Raw genomic sequence first — 17,496 nt, 5'->3', positions numbered from 1 at the left:
ATGTCAAAGTAAGCATTGACTATTTGGAGCGGCTTGGTTAGATTGGGTTAATCTGGGAGCGCTAGAGGGTCACCCGCATGGAACTGGGCGAATTAGAAACGATGCTGGCAGGCCTCCATTTCGTCCAGGACGACGGCATGAAGGCCTTTCGTGCGCGCCTTCGGGTGCTTCGTGACCTCGGTGTACCCAACGTCGAGAAGGTCGGGAAAGGGAAACGATTCTCATATCGCTATCTGCATCTCTGGGAGTGCCACATTGCATTGAGGATGGTAGAGGCCAACTGGCCACCGCTTCGAATTGCTGAGGCCATCCAGGATCTCCGAGAGGTGGATATCACGCCCGAAAAGGTCCGAGGCTCGGCTGATGATCTTTGGCTATATCTCCAATACATTCTCTTGCCCGATGGCCCGGACGACAACCACCCCACCCGGGGCTACGAGTTAATGACAATGCCGGTGCTCCAGAACCACCTCAAATGGATTGAGGCGGACGGCAGGGACTCGTTCTTTCATTCGATCTTGAACATCTCGATTTTGACTCGTGAGCTGGATCAGCTCTGCAGACCGGAGTGAATGCCATGCTGGATAATGTCAATGTTAACAATGACGATGCTCTTGATGTTCTGTATGGAGCCGCGAGCGTCAATGAGTATTTGGGTAATCCCGGGGTCAAGCGGGTCTACCACTGGGCGTCATCGGGATTCATTCCGACGTTCCATATTGGCGCTCTGGTCTGTGCTCGAAAGTCTGCTCTGCGGAAGATGCTAGGGGAGGGCGCCTGATGATGCGCGCTGCTTTCATCGCAGCATGGCTCAGGTCCGCTCAGGCCATACCGACTGAACAGCTATTTGCAGAACTTCTGAAGCAGTTCCCAAGCATCACCGCGGAAGAATACGCGGAGGCTATAGATCTATCGCATCGTGAGCGGGACAGGAGGGTGCATGACCACAGTCCAGGCTGACAAAATGAAGCCCGCCAGGGGGAATGGCGGGCTCCGAGAGAAAGATACGACATCGCACAGATCAGACTATAGCAAACGTCGAATAGCAGCGCCACTACTTTTCGAGCCAACTCTTGATGAGCGCCGCGATCATCTGCTGTCTGAGCTTCGAGTTCATCGTGCTAGGGCCGCGTTGTTTATCAATGAAGTCGACTACTATGCGGTAGGCATCAAGAGCGGCCTTCTTCCTGTAGGGGAAGGTGAGGCATGGCTTGATGAGGTCTTCGGCAGAACCGACAATTCCGACGCGGAGGCGCCCGATGCTTCATAAGAAGATGGCGACCTTCACCGCAGCAGAACTTCAGCAAAGACGCTTTCCACCTATCGCCTTCGTGGTTGACCCCTATATCGTCGAAGGCCTTACAATCCTGGCGGGTCGGCCAAAGCTTGGAAAGAGCTGGCTGGTTCTAGATATCGCACTGTCTGTTGCCTGCGGAGGTCCTGCCTTCGGCAGCATTCCTTGCGAGCAAGGCTCAGTGCTCTACGCCTGCCTCGAGGACAATCCGCGACGCATCCAGAGACGCACGCAACAGCTTATGGGCGATGTTGCTGATTGGCCTGAGAGCCTCACGTTCACCCATGCACTTCCGAGGCTAGATGAAGGTGGCATTGAGGAATTGGAGATGTGGCGCCAGTCCGTTTCAAAGCCTCGTCTCATCATCATCGACACGCTCCAAAAGGTCAGAGCGGTGCGCCGGAACAATGACGGGATCTACGACAGCGATTATCAGGCCCTTATTCCGCTTCAGGAATGGGCGAGCCAGCATGGTATCGCGGTCATTGCCGTGCATCACACACGCAAGGCCGAAGCTGACGATCCACTCGATACCGTCTCCGGGAGCACTGGCCTAACCGGCGCGGCCGATACCATCGTTGTCCTGCACAGAGATAGCGGCGGCGTGGTGCTCGTCGGCAGAGGACGCGACATCGATGAATTCGAGACGGCAGTGAAGCTGGATCAGACCACCGGCCAATGGTCCATCCTGGGTAAGGCTGCCGATGTCCGACGCTCCGATGAGCGCAAGTGCATCCTCGAAGCATTAATGCACGGGAAGGCCTCTGTGGGTGAGCTCATGGCAGCGACCGGCATGGCCCGGAACAACATCGATGTGCTGCTCTATAAGATGGCCAAAGCAGGTGAGATTGAGCGTGTCGGACGCGGATCTTATTCGCTCTATGACCCTAGTAAGAACGATAAGACGGTAAGAAACTGGGGAGAAGCCTATGATTAGCAATGGTTTAGGCGACCGCCCAATCTTACCAGCCAATCTTAACCCGGTAAGAAGCACATCACCAATCTTACCATCTTACCAATCTTACCGGGGTTTAGAGGGGCAGGGGATGTGTGTCACACATCCAGTCCATCAGCATCAAAACCGAGGATCGTCCTGCTCCTCGCGGGTGGTCGGCAGATCCGGGTCTGGCTCACGAGATGGAGGCAGGTTCGGCTGTGTCGGATCAAGCCGCTCATCAGCTGGCTCGTGCGGGACAATCTCTTTGGGTGGCCGCGGCGTCATCCTAATATCCAATTCAGTTGGTGAAGGAGTTCATGCGCAGACCTTCTTCGTGGTCATCGGAAAGATCCTTGAGAGCCTCGTAAAGTTTGGCCAGAGTCCGCTCAGTCTCTGCAAGATTAATTCGCGCCCCATGTTCGCTGCGGTTCAGAGCGACAGCCTTTTGAATGTTCGCCAGATGTTCAAAGCGCTTTTGCTCGAGCGCAGCAATTTTTCGGGTGAGGAACGACCTGTCCACCATGTCACGGCTCCTGTGCAAGGCCACAACCGTTTTGGAGGTCAAGCAGTTCCGACTCGAAAACACAGATGGATAGGGGGAATGTCAGATTACTGGGCTAGTCTGCGGCTACACCCGCAGCCCAACCTTCCTTTGTCGCTAACACAGGAATTCTCTCGTGCGCGCGCAAAGAGGGTTCCCCATGGCTAGTCCGCCGAGCGACCGAGTTCGCCGGTACAGGAAGAGACAGAGGGAAGGCCGCATCGTCCTGATGATTGAGGTGGACGAGGCAAATCTCGTAGACGTCCTGACCCACTCGGGTGTGCTTTCGCCATTGATGGCCGACGACCACGAGAGCATTCGTGAGGCTTATCAGGCATTCACCGCAACACTAAAAGTGGTACGTGATGATGAGATGTAACGCGTTACCACAACAGATTTAGAAGTGTGTCAGGATCACTGCAAATCAGGAGATTCCGCGATGCGCGTTGTTGCTGACTTAGAAAATAAATACCCGGCTCCAAGTGTTCATGTAGAGCGCGCAGTGAGTGCGCGAGTTCTGGCAGCCGCCGGGGTCTATGCCGGTGGATTCGAAGATTTTCTGAAGAAACGATATCCAAACGATCAGTTGTCGGCCGCTGTGTTTGATCGAGCTAATGTGCTTCCAGCCTTCACAACCAGCCAGACTGTTATTGTTCAATCGGCCTTCAAAAGCTTTCTAACTTCCCTAGTTCCTCTCAGCGCTGCTGCAGAGCTAATCCGGCGCGGCGTGCAAGTGGATATCGGTCGCGATGCATCTGCAGCCTACCCGGCACGCTCTGGCGCTCCTACTGCAGCGCCTTGGGTGGGAGAAGGCGAGCCGATCCCAGTAGTGACTAGGGCAGTCACAAGCGTCACTGTCGGGCCTGCCCGTAAGATCGCATTGATTTCCGTCATTACCAGAGAACTTGCCCGGCGCGCCGATGGCGAAGCAGTGGTGACGCAGCTGTTGCGTGAGGACGTAGCGGCGGGACTTGATGCCGGATACTTCTCGACGGCCGCGGGAAGCGCTAGCGCTCATGCCGGTCTGCTGAATGGCGTGTCTCCGCTCACAGCAACATCTGGCGGCGATTATATCGCCATGCAGGCTGATCTAGCCGCCTTGGCTGCGGCAGTCGCGGCGAACGGCAGTGGACAGGTGGTCTTCATCGTCTCTCCCACCAATGCCGCGATACTGCCGATCAAAGTTCCGGACATTGCGTCGGGGATTACGGTGCTCCCAAGCTCCGCTGTTTCGGATACGCGAGTCATTGCAGTGGACCCGATTTCCATCCTGCACTTCACTGACCCTGAACCAGAAATCGACATTTCCAAACATGCCACGGTGCACATGTCGAATGTGCCGCTGGAGATCGTGAGCGATACCGGCCCGACGATCGCTGACCCCGTGCGCAGTACCTTTCAAACCGATGCCCTCGCAATCAGGCTCTTAGCCGATATCGCCTTCAGCAAGAGGCGCAGTGGCGCGGTGGCCTACATGGATGACGTGGATTGGAGTCCAACATGACCGAGAAGACTGAAGAGGAAGTTCGGGCAAGGGCCATGGAGATCCTGGCACGGCCAATGGACACCTATCGCGACCCCGCTGTTGTGGCAGCAGCTGAAGAATGGATGCGAGAACATCAAGCACGCAAGGATGAAGAGGCACGTCTAGAGTCTGTCCGAGCGGCTGAAGCAGCCAGGCGCGCGCCTCGGCAATACCGTGATCCAGACATCGGACGTAAGCCCAAGGTCATCCATCGAGGAGCAGAACGCCATGAGTGGTGAACCCGTGAGTTGGGCCGAAGCCTGCATCTGGAGCGACATAGTCAGACAGTTCTTCAACGCCTATGGCCGAGACCCAAACGAGCATGAGCACAGAGGCATCCTAGAGCTCTGTCGCGCAGGAGCCGCCGGCAAAGCCGCAACGGTGACCATGACGAATGTGAGGCCGCTGCGTCCCCTCGGGGCGGGCCGTCCGAATTTCTTGAAGGCTGTTGCTCCCTGACCGGCGGCATCCCGTTCCTTCGCTAAACATGGATATTTTTTATGATCCAACGAGGCAGAAAATCTGCGGCATCTCTCTCAGTCATCAGTAGGCAAGGTATCGCGACCGTCTCCAGACCGGCACCGCCTGAGGAGTTAACGGCACCGCAACGGGCTGAATGGAAGGCCATTGTCAATCGAATGCCGGCGCACTGGTTTCCGCGAGAGACTTGGCCGCTACTTGTTCAATACTGCCGGCATGTTTCCTCTGCGACTTTCATCGCGAAAGAGATGGATCGGTTCGAGCCGGAGTGGTTCGAGGCAGATGGTGGCGTTCAGCGCTACGACAAGCTCGCGTCCATGCTCGAGCGCGAAGGTCGCGCAATGTCGTCCCTCGCGACCCGCATGAGGATGACGCAGCAGGCGACCATGAAGGCTGAGACGGCCGGCGTGAAAGCTCGATACGAGCCCGGTGACCGTCCCTGGGATTACACAGGCTTGGATGGCACTCATGAAGACCCGTGAGGAGTGGCTCGCAACCTGGCAGAAGGCCACAGCGGAGCTGATGCTCGATGGAGAGAAAGGCGGCGCCGATCTCGCAACGATGACGACCACATTACTGGCCGCAGCATTAGCGGCCCGCAAGGCGCATCGGGGCAGCCGCTTTTTGGCATTGGAACTGTGGGTCATGGTCGAGGAAATGCTGACCGAGGCTGTCCAGGACGACGCGGACGTGATGGCTGCAATCGTGGCCGAGGGTGAGAGGGAGGTACGTCACTGATGGCCACTGACATCGAGCGGCTAGTCATTCAGATGTCGGCCGACATTAATCGCCTGGAAAAGGGCTATGCCCAGGCACGGGCGAAAACCAACCAAACAGCGGCGAGCATTGAGCAGCGCTTCAAGCGCATGAACAGGAACGTCCAGAGCAGTCTGACCGGCTTCGGAAAAGGCCTTCTGGCAGGTGCGGCAGGGGCTATATCGGGCCGCGAGCTGTTGAGCCTCGCAGATGGCTATACCAGGGTTCAGAACGCGCTGAAGGGCACCGGGCTGCAGGGTCAGGAACTCACTAAGGTTTACGATCAGCTTTTTGCCAGCGCTCAGCGCAATGCCGCTCCGATCGAGGCGCTAGTGACGCTCTATGCCAAGTTATCCCTTGTTCAGAGCCAGCTTGGGATTTCTCAGGATGAGCTTTTAGGTTTCACGGACCGGATATCGTTGGCTCTCCGCGCAGGGGGAACATCTGCAGAGCAGGCCAGCGGTGCCCTTCTGCAGCTGTCGCAAGCACTCGGCGCCGGTATCGTGCGGGCGGAGGAGTTCAGCAGCATCATCGACGGCACGCCGACAATAGCGCTCGCTATGGCGCGAGGCCTTGAAGAGGCGGGAGGGTCAGTGGCCAAGCTGCGCCAGCTCGTTACGGCAGGCCTAGTGCCGTCGAAGGCTCTCTTCGATGCCTTCATTTTCGGTTCGCAGGATCTGAGCAAGCAGGTCGCTTCGGCGGAAACAACTTTTGCCAACTCCATGACCCGCATTCAAAACGCGTTGAAGGACACGGTCGGCAAACTCTCTGGCGCCACCGGGATCAGTGACAGCCTCGCCCTGGCCCTTGCCAATGTTGCCGAGCAAATCGCATTCGTAGGCCGCAATGCGCAGGCGATCGGCGGCTATCTAAAGGGGATGGATGACTGGTTTAAACGGGTCGAGAATTCGATTGGCGCCGCTGGTAGAGCCCTTGGTGAATATCTCGGCATCAGGGACAACACCCTTGCTGGGCAACTAGCATCAGGTCGCCCGCGCGATTATGGCCTTCAAAGCTCATCCGCCCCAGCCGGGCCGATGCCCAGTCTCGCCGACCCAAAATATTCCACTCAGGGCACTAATGCCCCTGCCAAGCAAAAGGCCGAGGTCGATGCTCTGAGCACGAGCTACAAAGGGCTCGCAGCTGATATCAAAACCAGCGCGGACGCTCAGAAGGAGTTGGAGGAAAGTTGGGCATCATCCAAAGAGCTTAGTCAGGACTTCGCCCTCAGCTTTGCGCAGGGCATCCGCAGCGGTGAAAGCGCGGTCGATAGCCTGAAGAATGCAGTCGATAGGCTGGTCGACAGTCTCATCGAGATGGCAATTCGCATGGCGGCTACCGGTATCTTTAAGGGCATCGCAGGCGCGACGGCATCAGGCCCCACGAACATCATTCCAGGCGGCTATACGACAAACGCACATGGCAATGTCTATGGTCGTGGCGGACTGACTCCGTTCGCTCGAGGCGGCGTCGTCAATCGTCCGACGCTCTTCCCCTTTGCCCAAGGCACGGGGTTGATGGGGGAGGCTGGTCCTGAGGCTATCCTTCCATTGAAGCGAGGAGCCAATGGCGACCTGGGCGTCACGATGCCTTCTGCGCGTCGCGGCGGTGGACCGTCGGTGCACATGCCTATCACCATCGTAAACAACAGCGACGCCAATGTCCGCACCGAGAAGAAGGACAACGGCTTAGGCCAGCAGGAGCTGCTCGTGATGATCGACCAAGCGGTTTCGAAAAAGCTTGGCGATCCATACAGCAAGAGCGGGAAAACTATGCGGGCCGCCTATGGAGCGCAAATGGTGCCGCGGAGGGTGTGATGGGCGAGCGCAATCGAAATTGGGCGTATGACCAGCGGAGAGGATCCGCCACCGATCGAGGCTATGGAGCTGCTTGGCGCAGGCTTCGTGCGAGGCACCTCTCACAGCATCCCCTATGCGTGTTCTGCGAGAAGATGGGCAGGATAGAGGCGGCGACCGTTGTTGATCATCGCACGGCTCATAAGGGCGATCACATGCTCATGTTTGACCCGGGCAACCTACAGAGCCTTTGCAAGGTGCATCATGACAGCACGAAGCAATCGATGGAGAGGACGGGCAAGCCGCTGCGCATCATAGACAGTGACGGGTGGCCATGCGACTAGAGGCGTCTATTCCACCAGTCGTCAATAAACTCGGGAACGGTTCTTGCGAGCCTTTGGTCCATTTTCATGTACGGCTCGCAAGCTTTAGTGAACTTGTCGGGGATTCCATATATTGCATTAACGTTCGCTACACCCTCGTCTATTTCGACAACTTGCACGCACTGGCGTGCTCTCATTTCCAACATGGCCTTCTGTTTCAGCAGGACATCAAATTCAGTCAAGACACCTGTAACAGGTTCACCAAAAAGATAGCGAAATCTGACCCGCAGCGGTCCCAAATCCCGTAGCAGGAGTGATGCCTCGTCAGTGTGATAACGAGCATATAGCTGGGCGAATTCGTCAAACAACTGGCTGCGCCGCTCGAAAAGGGACAACACCATCGTCTGATGCTGAGTTCTCCATTGAAAAATGGCAATGACCGCGGCAAGCAGACCGATGCTTCCTGAGATTGCCCATTCCATTCTCGAAGTTCCATTAATATTTTATTTTAAAGAAGAACGAGCATCTTTAACAATTTCTCGGATGCCTTCTTCCAAAATTTTCGATCGATCTTCAAGTATCTCTACAAAATTAGGGCTGTCGCTATCGGCATCTAATTTTTTCTTTAATTTTTTGAGTATACTAAAAGATTTTTCGCTAAATAGAAGCCTGGCAACTGGAAGAGAGTGGTCGATGGTCTTTCTTGCTGTTTGCTCGACCTGGAATAAATCAGCATCTTTAGCGGGATCGTCGATATGCCGCTCTTCCATCTCCCACCGTCGATTATTCGCCTCTTCTAGTGCAGTTAATGAGGCAATCACGTCAGAATAAACTTTGAGCTGTCCTTCCCAATTTTTCTCTCGTTTGTATCGGTTGAGTGCCCAATAAACAGTGAGTCGCGCAACTGATACCAATACGGCGGCTTGAATAGATAACTTTGCTATTTCAAACACGACTGTAGCCCAGGTGAAGTCTTGGCTCATAAGGTTACCCGTCATTGCTCGAATTCAGCTCATCGACCTAAGTGACCTCGACAAACGGGGCCTTCATCCGCACCCCAGGCTGACCGCCATTAGTGAACTCGACGCCAGCAGCCTCAAGGGCGGCGCAAAGCTTCTTTGCGGTGGAAGCCATACCGCCAAGCTGACCATCTTGAGCTTCCAGACGGGCGATAGTGGGGTACGAAACCCCTGACTTTGTGGCCAGGTCGTGTTGAGACCAAGCTAGCAGAGCTCGAGCGGCCTTTATCTGACGAGTGCTTATCATTTCCTGCCTTGATAGAAAATATATTGACAACGATCCCGAACGCTGTTGATATAAATTCTATTATACCCCAGTGCATGGAGCACAGCAATGCTGAACACACCCGTTCCGGCAGCCCCCCGAGGTTTGCCCGGATTTATTCCCGGCTTAGACGATCCTATAACCCGCTCGATGCTCTGCCCCGGCAACGCTGCGGACCCTTTCCTCATCAGCCTGCAATCAAGCAGCTTAGACCCTAGCGGGAATTACGAACTCCGGCGCCAGCTCGAGCACTCAATCGAGAGAGCGATTGCTTTGCTCGATGTTCTCGACGGCGATCCAGACATCGAAGACGACGATCCTGATGAGGACGTTGATATCGACGATGATCGTGACGGAAGTGCCAGCGAGGACACGGCTGAGTGGCGACCAGTTATCAGGAGGAGGAGCAGTCGATGAATAAGATTCTCGAAGCACAGGATCGTTTAGGCGAGGCGCGAAACCTCGTGGAGGCCATCTATATGGCAAGCCACAATCTCACCCACGAGGAGTGTGGCGCGATTGGCGCCGTCGCGACTGTGGCGATGGAGAAAATCCAAGAGGCAGTGAAAATGCTGGAGGGAGGCAAAGATGATTCAGAACAGTGAAGTGACCAGCCCGATCTTGAACCTGTTCAAGGAATGGCGGCGATTGGAAGCCGATGCCGCTGCGGCGGTAGACGATGAGAATGAGGATTTGCTTGATGAGGCAAAGCAGAAAATTGAGGAGGAAATGTTGGCCATTACGCCGCAGACAGCGGCTGAGCTCGGAGCCCAAATCCTCGCCTACACCCAGGATGGAGGGTTTAGCCTCAATGATGACTTCATAGACAGGCTTAAGAATATTGTTGAGTGAAGATATAGGCCGGCTGCATCGGGAGCCGGGCTAATTGTTCGCCGCTCGTTCCAATGCCTCAATCGCCTCCTGAATTTTTACGATCTTTTCAGCAAATAAAGCCACCTCAGTGGTTGTTGAGAGCATTTTCTCCGCAGTCGCGCGCAATTCAGCCTTCAGACGTTCTTGCGCATCGAAATATACCATTCCGTCAGTCATCGTTCACCTCATTGACAAGCGGACTTATTGCGACATTACTGTCAGCCCCTCACAGTTGTCACATAGTGGGAGGTGAGGTTGGCTGTCCGCAAGCGCAAGTGGAAGACAAACAAAGGTGTGGATAAAGAGGCGTGGGTAGTCGATTACTCTGACCAGACCGGCCGCCACATCGAGACCTTCGCGCGCAAGAAGGACGCTGACGCCAGACACGCCGAAGTCACCGTTGATATCGGCAAGGGCGTTCACACCTCGCATGCTCAAAGCCTGACGGTAGGGGAGGCGGCAGACCGCTGGATTGAGTATATCCGTCTTGAGGGCAGGGAAGCATCCACCATTGCCCAGTACACTCAGCACGCTGAATTTCACATCAAGCCGCGTATCGGTGACGAGCGCTTGTCCAAGCTCACCACGCCTCGCGTCCAGGCCTTTAGGGACGAGCTCCTGCGCGACATATCAAGGCCATTGGCAAAGAAGGTGCTGACCAGTCTGAAGTCGCTCCTGACGGATGCGCAGCGCCGCGGGAACGCAACCCAAAACGTGGCTCGAGGCGTCAGCATTCGCGCTGACAAGCGGCAGAAAAAGCGGATTCAGTCAGGTGTAGATTTTCCGACTAGGGAAGAGGTCAAAACCATTGTCGAGCATGTGCAGGGCAGGTGGCGTCCTCTTATCATCACTGCCATCTTCACGGGCCTACGCGCCTCAGAGCTGCGCGGTTTGAGATGGGAAGATGTAGACATCGAGAACAAGCGGCTTCATGTCCGGCAGCGTGCAGACCGCTATAATGTCATCGGCTCTCCAAAGTCTGAGGCAGGCAATCGAGTGGTGCCTTTGCCGCCGCTGGTGGTGAACACGTTGAGGGAATGGAAAATCTCCAACGGCAGCGTTGGACTTGTTTTTGGCAATACCCTCGGCAAGGTCGAGAGCCTGGCGAACATCATCAATCGTGGCCTGGTGCCTCCGCAGATAGCCGGGGGCGTGGTAAATAGTAGAGGCATCCCTACTTTTTCGCGCCGACACGAAAAACAAAAGGCGGGTGACCTCCCTTTGATTTTGCCGCCGGCGGCAAAGTATACGGGCATGCACTCGCTCCGACATTTCTATGCATCGTGGTGCATCAATCCAAAGCCTGCGGGCCTGGGACTATCGGCAAAGGTGGTGCAGGAGAGGCTGGGGCATTCGTCAATCGTCATGACAATGGACGTCTATGGCCATCTATTTCCGAGCGATGATGAGGGCGAGGAAATGGCCGCCGCAGAGAGTGCACTCTTAGCGTGAACGCGACACAAACGCGACTTAGAGGCCTGAAAGTGGCTGTGAGAGCCAATATATAGCGGACTGAAAATCCGCGTGTCGCTGGTTCGATTCCGGCCCTGGGCACCATATTGGTTCGTTTTTACAGAGACTTATCCTGTTTAACCCTTCCTCCGCCCATGACATGATTTTGTTAAGTAGCAAATAGGTAGCGTGAGATAAGTCGACTGTGCCCGATGTCTGCGCTAGCGAGGCGCGTTATCTTTTGAGCGCTGCTGTTTCAGGACGGGTCCTTGCAGCTTATAACGACTGTCAGAGCGCGTTTTTAAAAACGGATTTCCTCTAGCGCGTTGTGCTGATTCGACCCTGCCGATAACAGGCGGGGCGAGGGCTGATATAGAATATTCGGCACTGAAATTTTCGTTGTCAGAATCCCCGTCCGGTGCTCATTCCTCCACCGGCCTCTCTCATCTTGCGGCGAATAAAGTAATTAGCATCAAGTGTATAACTCAGCGGCCCGACCTTCGACATCGGACCAGCTCTTTTCGAACTCATGCTGATGCGGCCGGAGGATCGGGCGATCGTACACTGGTCCTTGGGGTCCTAAGTGAGTTTTACGAGAATGACGGCACCTTGACCGAACTTACAGGTCAAGCTCAATCCGGGAGGCCCCGGATGCGTTGGCGATCACCAGCGTAAACCGTGGGATCCGGAGACTGTGGCATTAAGAGTCTTTCGCACCGCTCTTACCCGTGCCGCGCCGCCCCGGCCATATGCCGAACGAACCGTCTCAGAGCCTAACGGTGGCGGCATAGGACACCATTAGTGCGGTATATCCCGTGGCGCGACCGACGGAAGGGCTGGTAGGCCCTTACCATCGCCCTGGTCATATTCGAGCAGCCGGTGCTGGGAGTGCTGCTGCGCTCTATCCTGATATATACTTTGCTTCTGGGCCTAGGTCGGATCGCTTTCTCCAGCTCTTCCATCGCCAGAATAATGTTCTGCACGTCCTCGGCGATCCGCGACGTTCGCTAGAACGAGCATTCTGACCGTGCCCCGCTGATTGAATAGGCCGCATGGGTTCTCCGTCAGCAGTGATGAATGCAGTTATCATTTTCGCTGATGTTCTCGAATAAAAATCGTACACCTCAGGTTCGGCTCTATGCCGAACCTTTGGGAACAGACTTATTGAGCGCTGTGTTGATGCTCTTCAACCTTTACAGTGCCAAGGCGCCCTGAGGGCGCGCTGATTCAGACTGTAAATGCTCCGTGAAAGGTGCCTTGTCGGATCGCTTCCAGCGCCGTGCCAACGCGGGCAGCGTCTCCAATGGCGATAGCCTGGGTTGCGAAGACGGGACGCGTTCGACTGACCCGTCCGACCGCTGTTACGATAATCTCCGTGGAATGCTCCGTCACCTCTTGGTTCTTTCTTAGAAGGATCGTGTCTCCGCCCTTTGCCACAACCTCGGTCGATGGGTGAAGAGTTACCATCCTGTCCAGTAACGCACGTTCATAATCGAAGCGACGGGCCCTAAAAGCCCCGAGTGGATCATCATCCCGATCACAGAGGATGACCGAGTGGCCATTATTCGCCAACCAGATCGCTGCATCGCAGCCGATCTGTCCTGCTCCGACCACGACTACGTGGCGCGGTCCCTGTAACAGTTCGGGAGCATCTAAAAACTCCCACCCATCGATTACCGGGATTGAAAGGTCCTCTGACGGCCATTGCTTAGGCACAGAACCTCCAGCCCAGAAAAGTTGGTCGAAACCGGCTGCATCCTCCTCTGCTGAGATAGCATCTGGTCCAAGTTTGAGAACGATACTCGACGATTGCACTCGCTCTTGAAGCCACGTCATGTAGCGGCGGTATTGCTCCTTTCCGGGAATTTTCTCGCAATAGCGATACAGGCCACCAATCTCTTCTGCCGTGTCATAGAGCGTTACGGATACGCCGCGGTCGGAGAGCGCAAGAGCGCACGTGATGCCGGCGGGACCCGCGCCGATAACGCCGTAGCGGGGTTGACCCTTCGCGGCCACCACGCTCGCGAATTCTGCCTCGAAGCCGAGGCTAGGGTTCACTGTACAAACGATTTCTTTTCTTGAGATCAGACTATCGGTGCAGCCTTGATTGCAGCCGATGCAAGGAACCGTCTGATCAGGGGTGCGGCTGGGCCAATCCGGATCCGCCAAGGCGGCGCGGTGCGCTGACCAATTGATATTGCAGGCCGATCTCTTTGGTTTCGGAATGTGATTGGTTGAGAACGGCATCTAAGCTTCAAATATTCACCCCGTCTCACGGTCGGAGTCACATCTGAGATTCCGATTCCAATGTCAGGATGAGAACTCCACCGGTTGCGAAGTTCTCGACATCCTTGACAGCCGCCATACCCTCGGGTGATGCCAATGACGCCTCTCTTTCGGCTGCGTTTGCGAAGCTGAGAATGGCTGCGCAGTGATAGTGCACGCCCTGATCACTAGCGGAAACATTACCGATATTGACCTCAAACCCGGCTAGGTGCGGCATTTTAAGGCAAAGCGGAATGTGAATATCCCGATAGTGCCGATCGAAGGCTACTGGATCCTTCGGCATTCCGTAGAGCACGATGACGCGGTTCATGTTTTTACTCCGTCAAAGCCTGTTCATGTTGATATTGTCCAGTACAACTCTGCCGCGTGAAGCAACGAAGTCCACGTTGAGATTCCGGATTTCATCGATGGAAACTGTGTAGGGATCTTTATCCAGGGCGATCACATCGGCATATTTACCTGGCGCCAAGCTTCCCTTGACATCCTCCTCCCCCATGGCTGCCGCTGCATCGAGCGTATGCATCCGCAAGGCCTGATCCAGGGTCAACGCCTCTTCGGGATCGATGAAATTTCCGGAATAGGTCTCCCGCTTGAGGCAGCACCAGATGCTGAACAAGGGGTTCGTCGCTTCCCGTTCCGAGCCTACCCAGACGTCGGAGCTGCCATTGAGCCGCCAGCCTTGCGCCAGCAAGGACTTGAAGGGGAACCGCCCTTGGGCTCCAAAGGGGCCCAGGTAGTCCGGGAAGTACTCACCGAATGTGTAGATGAAAACCGGTTGCGGCACCGGAATGATGCCCGCCCGGGCCCACCACTCGACGGTTCGCTCCCGCGGCAGCAGATTGCCTGCGTGTTCGACGCGCGTTCTCGTGCGGCCCGAGGAGGTGCCTCCCAGCTCATCGATGCAACCGCACAGCCATTCCTGGGCCCGATCGCCATTGGCATGGACGGAGAGCTGCAATCCTGCCTCCTGGCTGAGTTCGAAGGCGCGCCTGAAGAAATACTTCGGGAAGGCGATATCGCCGCAGGCGCCGTCTGTCCCGAGATAGGGGCAGGTGACTGCAGCGCTCTTGGCCGAAAAACCACCATCGGAGAAGAGCTTGATACCCTGGATCCGGATCGCGGCCTCCTTGGCATCGAGGCGGATATGATCTCGCCAGGTGGCGGCCGCCTCGAGCTTGAGGGTGCCGGGCGCCCAGATGTAAACCCGATAACTGACGGGGAGGTCGTCCTTCTGGGCCAGATCCCCCATTGCCTCGATCGCATCGACGCTCTCGGAGATCTCGCCGATCGTCGTCACGCCATAGCGGGTGAAATACTTGTGGATGCCCTTCTTCAGTGCCTGAGGAAGCTCGCTTTTCGGTGTCGTCGTGAAGGGGAGAATGGAGTCCATCTCTTTCACCACACCGGTCGGATCACCATTGGCATCGCGGTCGATGGTGGGCAGGCCGCTGAGGCTGAAATCCGGCGGCCTGTAGTTGCGGTCGATGCCCGACACTTCCAGGGCTTTGCTGTTGAGCACGCTGATATGCCCGCCGGCACGGATAGCCACCGGCCGGTCCCGGCTGACCCGGTCCAAGTCGGCGCGGCTTGGCATTCGACCGTCCTTCAGCTTTCGATCGAAAAACAGGTTGCCCTGCCCGATGATCCATCCCTCCCTGTCCTTTGCCCCATCCGACAAGGCATCGCAGACCGACTCGATGTCGCTGCATTCAGGCGCCCGGCAATCGATGGTCTCGTAGTCCGTCCGGCAGACGGTCTCGCTATGAGCATGGACATCGACGAAGCCTGGCATAATCGGCCGGTCGCCCAGGTCTTTAATGCGGGTCTGCGGGCCCTTCAGGCGGTCCACTTCGTCCCGGCGCACCAGCCGCATAATCCGCTCGCCGCGAATGGCGACCCCATGGGTCGCGGCACCCACCCCCTCCTGCATGCTGATTGTCCGCCCGCCTAGGATAATCAGATCTGCCGGCCCTGCCTCGTCGCTCATCGCACGCCCTCCCGAAATAACATCACTGATTCGCCTCTCAAAATCAGAGGCTAAGTATTTAATTTCATTAGACAAAAATGACTAAATCAGTAGACTGGACGCAATCATTTCACGTGTCCTCCAGGCGGTTTTCCATGTCGCAGCCCCCCATTCCCGTCACCGTATTGACCGGCTACCTTGGCGCCGGAAAAACAACCCTGCTCAATCGGATCCTGAGTGAGCCCCAGGGCCGTCGCTACGGGGTCATCGTCAACGAGTTCGGCGAAATCGGTATCGACGGCGATCTCATCGTCGGCACCGACGAGACTGTGGTCGAGTTGAACAATGGCTGCTTGTGCTGCAGCGTCAGAGGCGACCTGATCAGCGCTCTGAACTCCATCCTGCACCGTGGCCAGGCGCTCGATGCCATACTCGTCGAGACTACGGGCTTGGCTGATCCTGCCCCCATCGCAGCGACGTTCCTTCTCGATGACGATCTCAGCGACCAAGTGCGCCTCGATGCGGTGGTGACGGTGGTCGATGCAATCCACATGAACGAGGAGATTGCACATGATCCCGTTGCCGCGAGCCAGATCGCCTTCGCCGACGTGATCATTCTGAACAAGATTGACCGAGCGTCGGCGTCGCAGACCGCCGCCGCCGACGTCGCCCTCCGAAGCTTGAACCGTGGCGCGTTCCTGCATCACGCCGCTCGCGGCGAGATCGATCCCTCGATCCTGTTCGACCATAACGCCTTCGACATGCGAACCCAGGACCCTCGCCTGATCAACGGCCTCGACACCGGCCATCCGCACGCTCACGGGCACTCCATCACAAGTCTGTCGATCCGCACCACCCGGCTCGTCGATGCCGATGTGTTCATGCGCTGGATCGCGACCCTTATCCGAACTCGCGGCCGGGATATCCTTCGCTGCAAAGGCATTGTGGCATTTGCCGGCGAGCATCGGCGCTTTGTTTTCCACGGCGTTCAAACCATGCTGGACGGTGATGTTCAGCAGGCATGGAATCCTGGCGAATTGCGGGAAAGCCGGCTTGTTTTCATTGGCCGAAACCTCGACACGGTCCATCTTCGCGAAGAATTCGAGGCCTGTCTGTTGCAGGAGAAAGGCCGCACTGATGACGCTGCCTGAGGGTAGATACCCAGGCACCGACCCATTAGAAGATTTCTCAACCCCGCTGCGCATGTGTTGTCAGGAAGCCTGAGATGATTGCCAGGACCTGGTCGGACGCCTCGCTCAGGATATCGTGCCTCAGGCCCTCCAGGATATGGAGCTCCGCGTTCGGAAGCGCGCTTGCGACCTGCTCATTAAGCCGGGGAGGGCAGCCACCATCCAGTTCACCGGTAGTGACGAGGCAGGGTACGTTTACCTGATGAAGCCAGGGCGCCATTTCCGTTTGTGCGTAGATCCGGAAGACATTCAGAAAAACGTCGACATCTGTATCGGTCACGAGCCGCAATCGGGCCATGACGGCCTCAGGATGGGCTACGGCGAAGGTGTCAGTAAACCAACGTTTGGCAAATACCGGCAGCATTGACGCGACGCCGTCCCGGGCAATCGCGTCGACGACGCCGCGTACATTGGCACGGTCCTGCTCAGTCCGAAACGCGGCTGTTGACACCAGCGACAGAGAAAGCGCCTGATCGGGGTAGCGTATGGCATAAGCGGGACCGATCATCCCACCAAGCGAGTGCCCGATGATATGGACGGGACCAAGGTTGAGCCGCAGCCTCAGAGCCTCGACGTCGGCCACGAGTTCATCCAGGCCAAAGGGTGCGGCCGGCAGCGGGGACTGTCCATGACCGCGCAGGTCGTACCGAACGACAGTAAAGGAGCCTTCTAGTCCGCCTGCAATTCGATCCCACGTTTGACGACGGCTACCAATACCATGCACCATCATTACGGGAGGGCCGCTTCCGCTGACGGTATAGGCGCAGTCGATCGCTGTGCTGATGGTCGCCAT

24 protein-coding genes and 1 tRNA gene are annotated in these 17,496 nt (G+C 56.5%); 16 read left to right on the top strand and 9 right to left on the bottom strand.

The window, feature by feature from the left end:
* Nucleotides 1–77 precede the first annotated feature (77 nt).
* The 3 genes from FKM97_RS20230 (at nt 78) to FKM97_RS20225 (ending at nt 2,231) form a co-directional block, all read left to right on the top strand.
* Nucleotides 78–572 carry a hypothetical protein gene (locus FKM97_RS20230; RefSeq protein WP_144294237.1) on the top strand — a complete coding sequence of 165 codons (495 nt, stop codon included), beginning with the start codon at nt 78–80 and terminating at the stop codon, nt 570–572.
* A 368-nt stretch (nt 573–940) separates the two neighbouring features.
* Nucleotides 941–1,270, top strand: coding sequence for a hypothetical protein (locus FKM97_RS26405; protein WP_170241029.1), 330 nt, complete (start codon nt 941–943; stop codon nt 1,268–1,270).
* A complete protein-coding gene (locus FKM97_RS20225; RefSeq protein ID WP_170241028.1) occupies nt 1,260–2,231 on the top strand; it encodes an AAA family ATPase in 972 nt (323 codons plus the stop codon). The genes FKM97_RS26405 and FKM97_RS20225 overlap by 11 nt, the downstream gene beginning before the upstream one ends.
* 298 nt (nt 2,232–2,529) lie before the next feature.
* Here FKM97_RS20225 and FKM97_RS20220 read toward each other — a convergent pair whose 3' ends face one another.
* Nucleotides 2,530–2,754, bottom strand: a complete 225-nt coding sequence (locus FKM97_RS20220) for a hypothetical protein (RefSeq protein ID WP_144294235.1) — start codon at nt 2,752–2,754, stop codon at nt 2,530–2,532.
* 178 nt (nt 2,755–2,932) lie between these two features.
* Between FKM97_RS20220 and FKM97_RS20215 the strand changes: the two genes are divergently transcribed.
* The 7 genes from FKM97_RS20215 (at nt 2,933) to FKM97_RS27085 (ending at nt 7,350) form a co-directional block, all read left to right on the top strand.
* Nucleotides 2,933–3,151 carry a hypothetical protein gene (locus FKM97_RS20215; protein WP_144294234.1) on the top strand — a complete coding sequence of 73 codons (219 nt, stop codon included), beginning with the start codon at nt 2,933–2,935 and terminating at the stop codon, nt 3,149–3,151.
* Between the two features lie 60 nt (nt 3,152–3,211).
* Nucleotides 3,212–4,276: a hypothetical protein gene (locus FKM97_RS20210; protein ID WP_144294233.1), complete on the top strand. Its 1,065-nt coding sequence runs from the start codon at nt 3,212–3,214 to the stop codon at nt 4,274–4,276.
* The gene (locus FKM97_RS20205; RefSeq protein WP_144294232.1) at nt 4,273–4,536 is read left to right on the top strand and encodes a hypothetical protein; all 264 of its coding nucleotides are present in this window, start codon (nt 4,273–4,275) and stop codon (nt 4,534–4,536) included. Before FKM97_RS20210 ends, FKM97_RS20205 begins: the two co-directional genes overlap by 4 nt.
* On the top strand, nt 4,526–4,756 hold the full coding sequence (locus tag FKM97_RS20200) for a hypothetical protein (RefSeq protein ID WP_144294231.1): 231 nt from the start codon (nt 4,526–4,528) through the stop codon (nt 4,754–4,756). Before FKM97_RS20205 ends, FKM97_RS20200 begins: the two co-directional genes overlap by 11 nt.
* Nucleotides 4,757–5,025: 269 nt before the next feature.
* Entirely contained in the window at nt 5,026–5,259 is a 234-nt protein-coding gene (locus FKM97_RS20195) for a hypothetical protein (RefSeq protein WP_144294230.1), read from the top strand.
* Nucleotides 5,246–5,515: a hypothetical protein gene (locus FKM97_RS20190; RefSeq protein WP_144294229.1), complete on the top strand. Its 270-nt coding sequence runs from the start codon at nt 5,246–5,248 to the stop codon at nt 5,513–5,515. Before FKM97_RS20195 ends, FKM97_RS20190 begins: the two co-directional genes overlap by 14 nt.
* A complete protein-coding gene (locus FKM97_RS27085) occupies nt 5,515–7,350 on the top strand; it encodes a tape measure protein (RefSeq protein ID WP_144294228.1) in 1,836 nt (611 codons plus the stop codon). Before FKM97_RS20190 ends, FKM97_RS27085 begins: the two co-directional genes overlap by 1 nt.
* Before the next feature lie 319 nt (nt 7,351–7,669).
* On the opposite strand, the gene FKM97_RS20175 is transcribed toward FKM97_RS27085, so the two are convergent.
* The 3 genes from FKM97_RS20175 to FKM97_RS20165 are packed head-to-tail and all read right to left on the bottom strand — an operon-like array spanning nt 7,670 to nt 8,918.
* Complete coding sequence (locus FKM97_RS20175; protein WP_144294226.1) at nt 7,670–8,134, bottom strand: hypothetical protein; 465 nt, start codon at nt 8,132–8,134, stop codon at nt 7,670–7,672.
* Between the two features lie 21 nt (nt 8,135–8,155).
* The gene (locus tag FKM97_RS20170) at nt 8,156–8,635 is read right to left on the bottom strand and encodes a hypothetical protein (RefSeq protein WP_205015218.1); all 480 of its coding nucleotides are present in this window, start codon (nt 8,633–8,635) and stop codon (nt 8,156–8,158) included.
* 37 nt (nt 8,636–8,672) lie between these two features.
* Complete coding sequence (locus tag FKM97_RS20165) at nt 8,673–8,918, bottom strand: helix-turn-helix domain-containing protein (protein ID WP_144294224.1); 246 nt, start codon at nt 8,916–8,918, stop codon at nt 8,673–8,675.
* A gap of 87 nt (nt 8,919–9,005) precedes the next feature.
* On the opposite strand from FKM97_RS20165, the gene FKM97_RS20160 reads away from it, so the two are divergent.
* The 3 genes from FKM97_RS20160 to FKM97_RS20150 are packed head-to-tail and all read left to right on the top strand — an operon-like array spanning nt 9,006 to nt 9,788.
* A complete protein-coding gene (locus tag FKM97_RS20160) occupies nt 9,006–9,353 on the top strand; it encodes a hypothetical protein (RefSeq protein ID WP_144294223.1) in 348 nt (115 codons plus the stop codon).
* Nucleotides 9,350–9,541, top strand: coding sequence for a hypothetical protein (locus tag FKM97_RS20155; protein ID WP_144294222.1), 192 nt, complete (start codon nt 9,350–9,352; stop codon nt 9,539–9,541). Before FKM97_RS20160 ends, FKM97_RS20155 begins: the two co-directional genes overlap by 4 nt.
* On the top strand, nt 9,525–9,788 hold the full coding sequence (locus FKM97_RS20150) for a hypothetical protein (RefSeq protein WP_144294221.1): 264 nt from the start codon (nt 9,525–9,527) through the stop codon (nt 9,786–9,788). Before FKM97_RS20155 ends, FKM97_RS20150 begins: the two co-directional genes overlap by 17 nt.
* 30 nt (nt 9,789–9,818) lie before the next feature.
* Here the strand turns inward: FKM97_RS20150 and FKM97_RS26400 are convergent, their stop codons facing one another.
* Nucleotides 9,819–9,986 (bottom strand): hypothetical protein, encoded by a 168-nt coding sequence (locus FKM97_RS26400; protein WP_170241027.1) that lies wholly within the window; start codon nt 9,984–9,986, stop codon nt 9,819–9,821.
* A gap of 78 nt (nt 9,987–10,064) precedes the next feature.
* Here FKM97_RS26400 and FKM97_RS20145 point away from each other — a divergent pair, with 78 nt between their 5' ends.
* Nucleotides 10,065–11,261, top strand: coding sequence for a tyrosine-type recombinase/integrase (locus tag FKM97_RS20145; protein ID WP_144294220.1), 1,197 nt, complete (start codon nt 10,065–10,067; stop codon nt 11,259–11,261).
* Nucleotides 11,262–11,285: 24 nt separating this feature from the next.
* Nucleotides 11,286–11,366: transfer RNA gene (locus FKM97_RS26395), tRNA-Ser, on the top strand.
* 1,122 nt (nt 11,367–12,488) lie between these two features.
* Here the strand turns inward: FKM97_RS26395 and FKM97_RS20140 are convergent.
* From FKM97_RS20140 to FKM97_RS20130, 3 genes are read right to left on the bottom strand one after another with little or no spacing between them, the layout of a single operon-like run.
* Entirely contained in the window at nt 12,489–13,508 is a 1,020-nt protein-coding gene (locus FKM97_RS20140; protein ID WP_144294219.1) for an FAD-dependent oxidoreductase, read from the bottom strand.
* A gap of 37 nt (nt 13,509–13,545) precedes the next feature.
* A complete protein-coding gene (locus FKM97_RS20135; RefSeq protein ID WP_144294218.1) occupies nt 13,546–13,857 on the bottom strand; it encodes an EthD family reductase in 312 nt (103 codons plus the stop codon).
* 12 nt (nt 13,858–13,869) lie between these two features.
* On the bottom strand, nt 13,870–15,534 hold the full coding sequence (locus FKM97_RS20130) for an amidohydrolase (RefSeq protein WP_144294217.1): 1,665 nt from the start codon (nt 15,532–15,534) through the stop codon (nt 13,870–13,872).
* Nucleotides 15,535–15,668: 134 nt separating this feature from the next.
* On the opposite strand from FKM97_RS20130, the gene FKM97_RS20125 reads away from it, so the two are divergent.
* A complete protein-coding gene (locus tag FKM97_RS20125; protein WP_144294216.1) occupies nt 15,669–16,664 on the top strand; it encodes a CobW family GTP-binding protein in 996 nt (331 codons plus the stop codon).
* Between the two features lie 37 nt (nt 16,665–16,701).
* Here FKM97_RS20125 and FKM97_RS20120 read toward each other — a convergent pair whose 3' ends face one another.
* The gene (locus FKM97_RS20120; RefSeq protein ID WP_205015216.1) at nt 16,702–17,496 is read right to left on the bottom strand and encodes an alpha/beta fold hydrolase; all 795 of its coding nucleotides are present in this window, start codon (nt 17,494–17,496) and stop codon (nt 16,702–16,704) included.

The organism is Rhodoligotrophos appendicifer (assembly GCF_007474605.1).
Taxonomy (GTDB): domain Bacteria; phylum Pseudomonadota; class Alphaproteobacteria; order Rhizobiales; family Im1; genus Rhodoligotrophos; species Rhodoligotrophos appendicifer.
Note: the sequence above shows the minus strand (reverse complement) of the source record. Positions and strands in the feature narration are given on the sequence as shown.

Bases quoted from the DNA above. Each gene is read 5' to 3' on its own strand.
- FKM97_RS20230 (WP_144294237.1), top strand. From the start codon at position 78: ATGGAACTGGGCGAATTAGAAACGATGCTGGCAGGCCTCCATTTCGTC.
- FKM97_RS26405 (WP_170241029.1), top strand. From the start codon at position 941: ATGACCACAGTCCAGGCTGACAAAATGAAGCCCGCCAGGGGGAATGGC.
- FKM97_RS20225 (WP_170241028.1), top strand. From the start codon at position 1,260: ATGCTTCATAAGAAGATGGCGACCTTCACCGCAGCAGAACTTCAGCAA.
- FKM97_RS20220 (WP_144294235.1), bottom strand. From the start codon at position 2,754: ATGGTGGACAGGTCGTTCCTCACCCGAAAAATTGCTGCGCTCGAGCAA.
- FKM97_RS20215 (WP_144294234.1), top strand. From the start codon at position 2,933: ATGGCTAGTCCGCCGAGCGACCGAGTTCGCCGGTACAGGAAGAGACAG.
- FKM97_RS20210 (WP_144294233.1), top strand. From the start codon at position 3,212: ATGCGCGTTGTTGCTGACTTAGAAAATAAATACCCGGCTCCAAGTGTT.
- FKM97_RS20205 (WP_144294232.1), top strand. From the start codon at position 4,273: ATGACCGAGAAGACTGAAGAGGAAGTTCGGGCAAGGGCCATGGAGATC.
- FKM97_RS20200 (WP_144294231.1), top strand. From the start codon at position 4,526: ATGAGTGGTGAACCCGTGAGTTGGGCCGAAGCCTGCATCTGGAGCGAC.
- FKM97_RS20195 (WP_144294230.1), top strand. From the start codon at position 5,026: ATGGATCGGTTCGAGCCGGAGTGGTTCGAGGCAGATGGTGGCGTTCAG.
- FKM97_RS20190 (WP_144294229.1), top strand. From the start codon at position 5,246: ATGAAGACCCGTGAGGAGTGGCTCGCAACCTGGCAGAAGGCCACAGCG.
- FKM97_RS27085 (WP_144294228.1), top strand. From the start codon at position 5,515: ATGGCCACTGACATCGAGCGGCTAGTCATTCAGATGTCGGCCGACATT.
- FKM97_RS20175 (WP_144294226.1), bottom strand. From the start codon at position 8,134: ATGGAATGGGCAATCTCAGGAAGCATCGGTCTGCTTGCCGCGGTCATT.
- FKM97_RS20170 (WP_205015218.1), bottom strand. From the start codon at position 8,635: ATGAGCCAAGACTTCACCTGGGCTACAGTCGTGTTTGAAATAGCAAAG.
- FKM97_RS20165 (WP_144294224.1), bottom strand. From the start codon at position 8,918: ATGATAAGCACTCGTCAGATAAAGGCCGCTCGAGCTCTGCTAGCTTGG.
- FKM97_RS20160 (WP_144294223.1), top strand. From the start codon at position 9,006: ATGCTGAACACACCCGTTCCGGCAGCCCCCCGAGGTTTGCCCGGATTT.
- FKM97_RS20155 (WP_144294222.1), top strand. From the start codon at position 9,350: ATGAATAAGATTCTCGAAGCACAGGATCGTTTAGGCGAGGCGCGAAAC.
- FKM97_RS20150 (WP_144294221.1), top strand. From the start codon at position 9,525: ATGATTCAGAACAGTGAAGTGACCAGCCCGATCTTGAACCTGTTCAAG.
- FKM97_RS26400 (WP_170241027.1), bottom strand. From the start codon at position 9,986: ATGACTGACGGAATGGTATATTTCGATGCGCAAGAACGTCTGAAGGCT.
- FKM97_RS20140 (WP_144294219.1), bottom strand. From the start codon at position 13,508: ATGCCGTTCTCAACCAATCACATTCCGAAACCAAAGAGATCGGCCTGC.
- FKM97_RS20135 (WP_144294218.1), bottom strand. From the start codon at position 13,857: ATGAACCGCGTCATCGTGCTCTACGGAATGCCGAAGGATCCAGTAGCC.
- FKM97_RS20130 (WP_144294217.1), bottom strand. From the start codon at position 15,534: ATGAGCGACGAGGCAGGGCCGGCAGATCTGATTATCCTAGGCGGGCGG.
- FKM97_RS20125 (WP_144294216.1), top strand. From the start codon at position 15,669: ATGTCGCAGCCCCCCATTCCCGTCACCGTATTGACCGGCTACCTTGGC.
- FKM97_RS20120 (WP_205015216.1), bottom strand. From the start codon at position 17,496: ATGGCGACCATCAGCACAGCGATCGACTGCGCCTATACCGTCAGCGGA.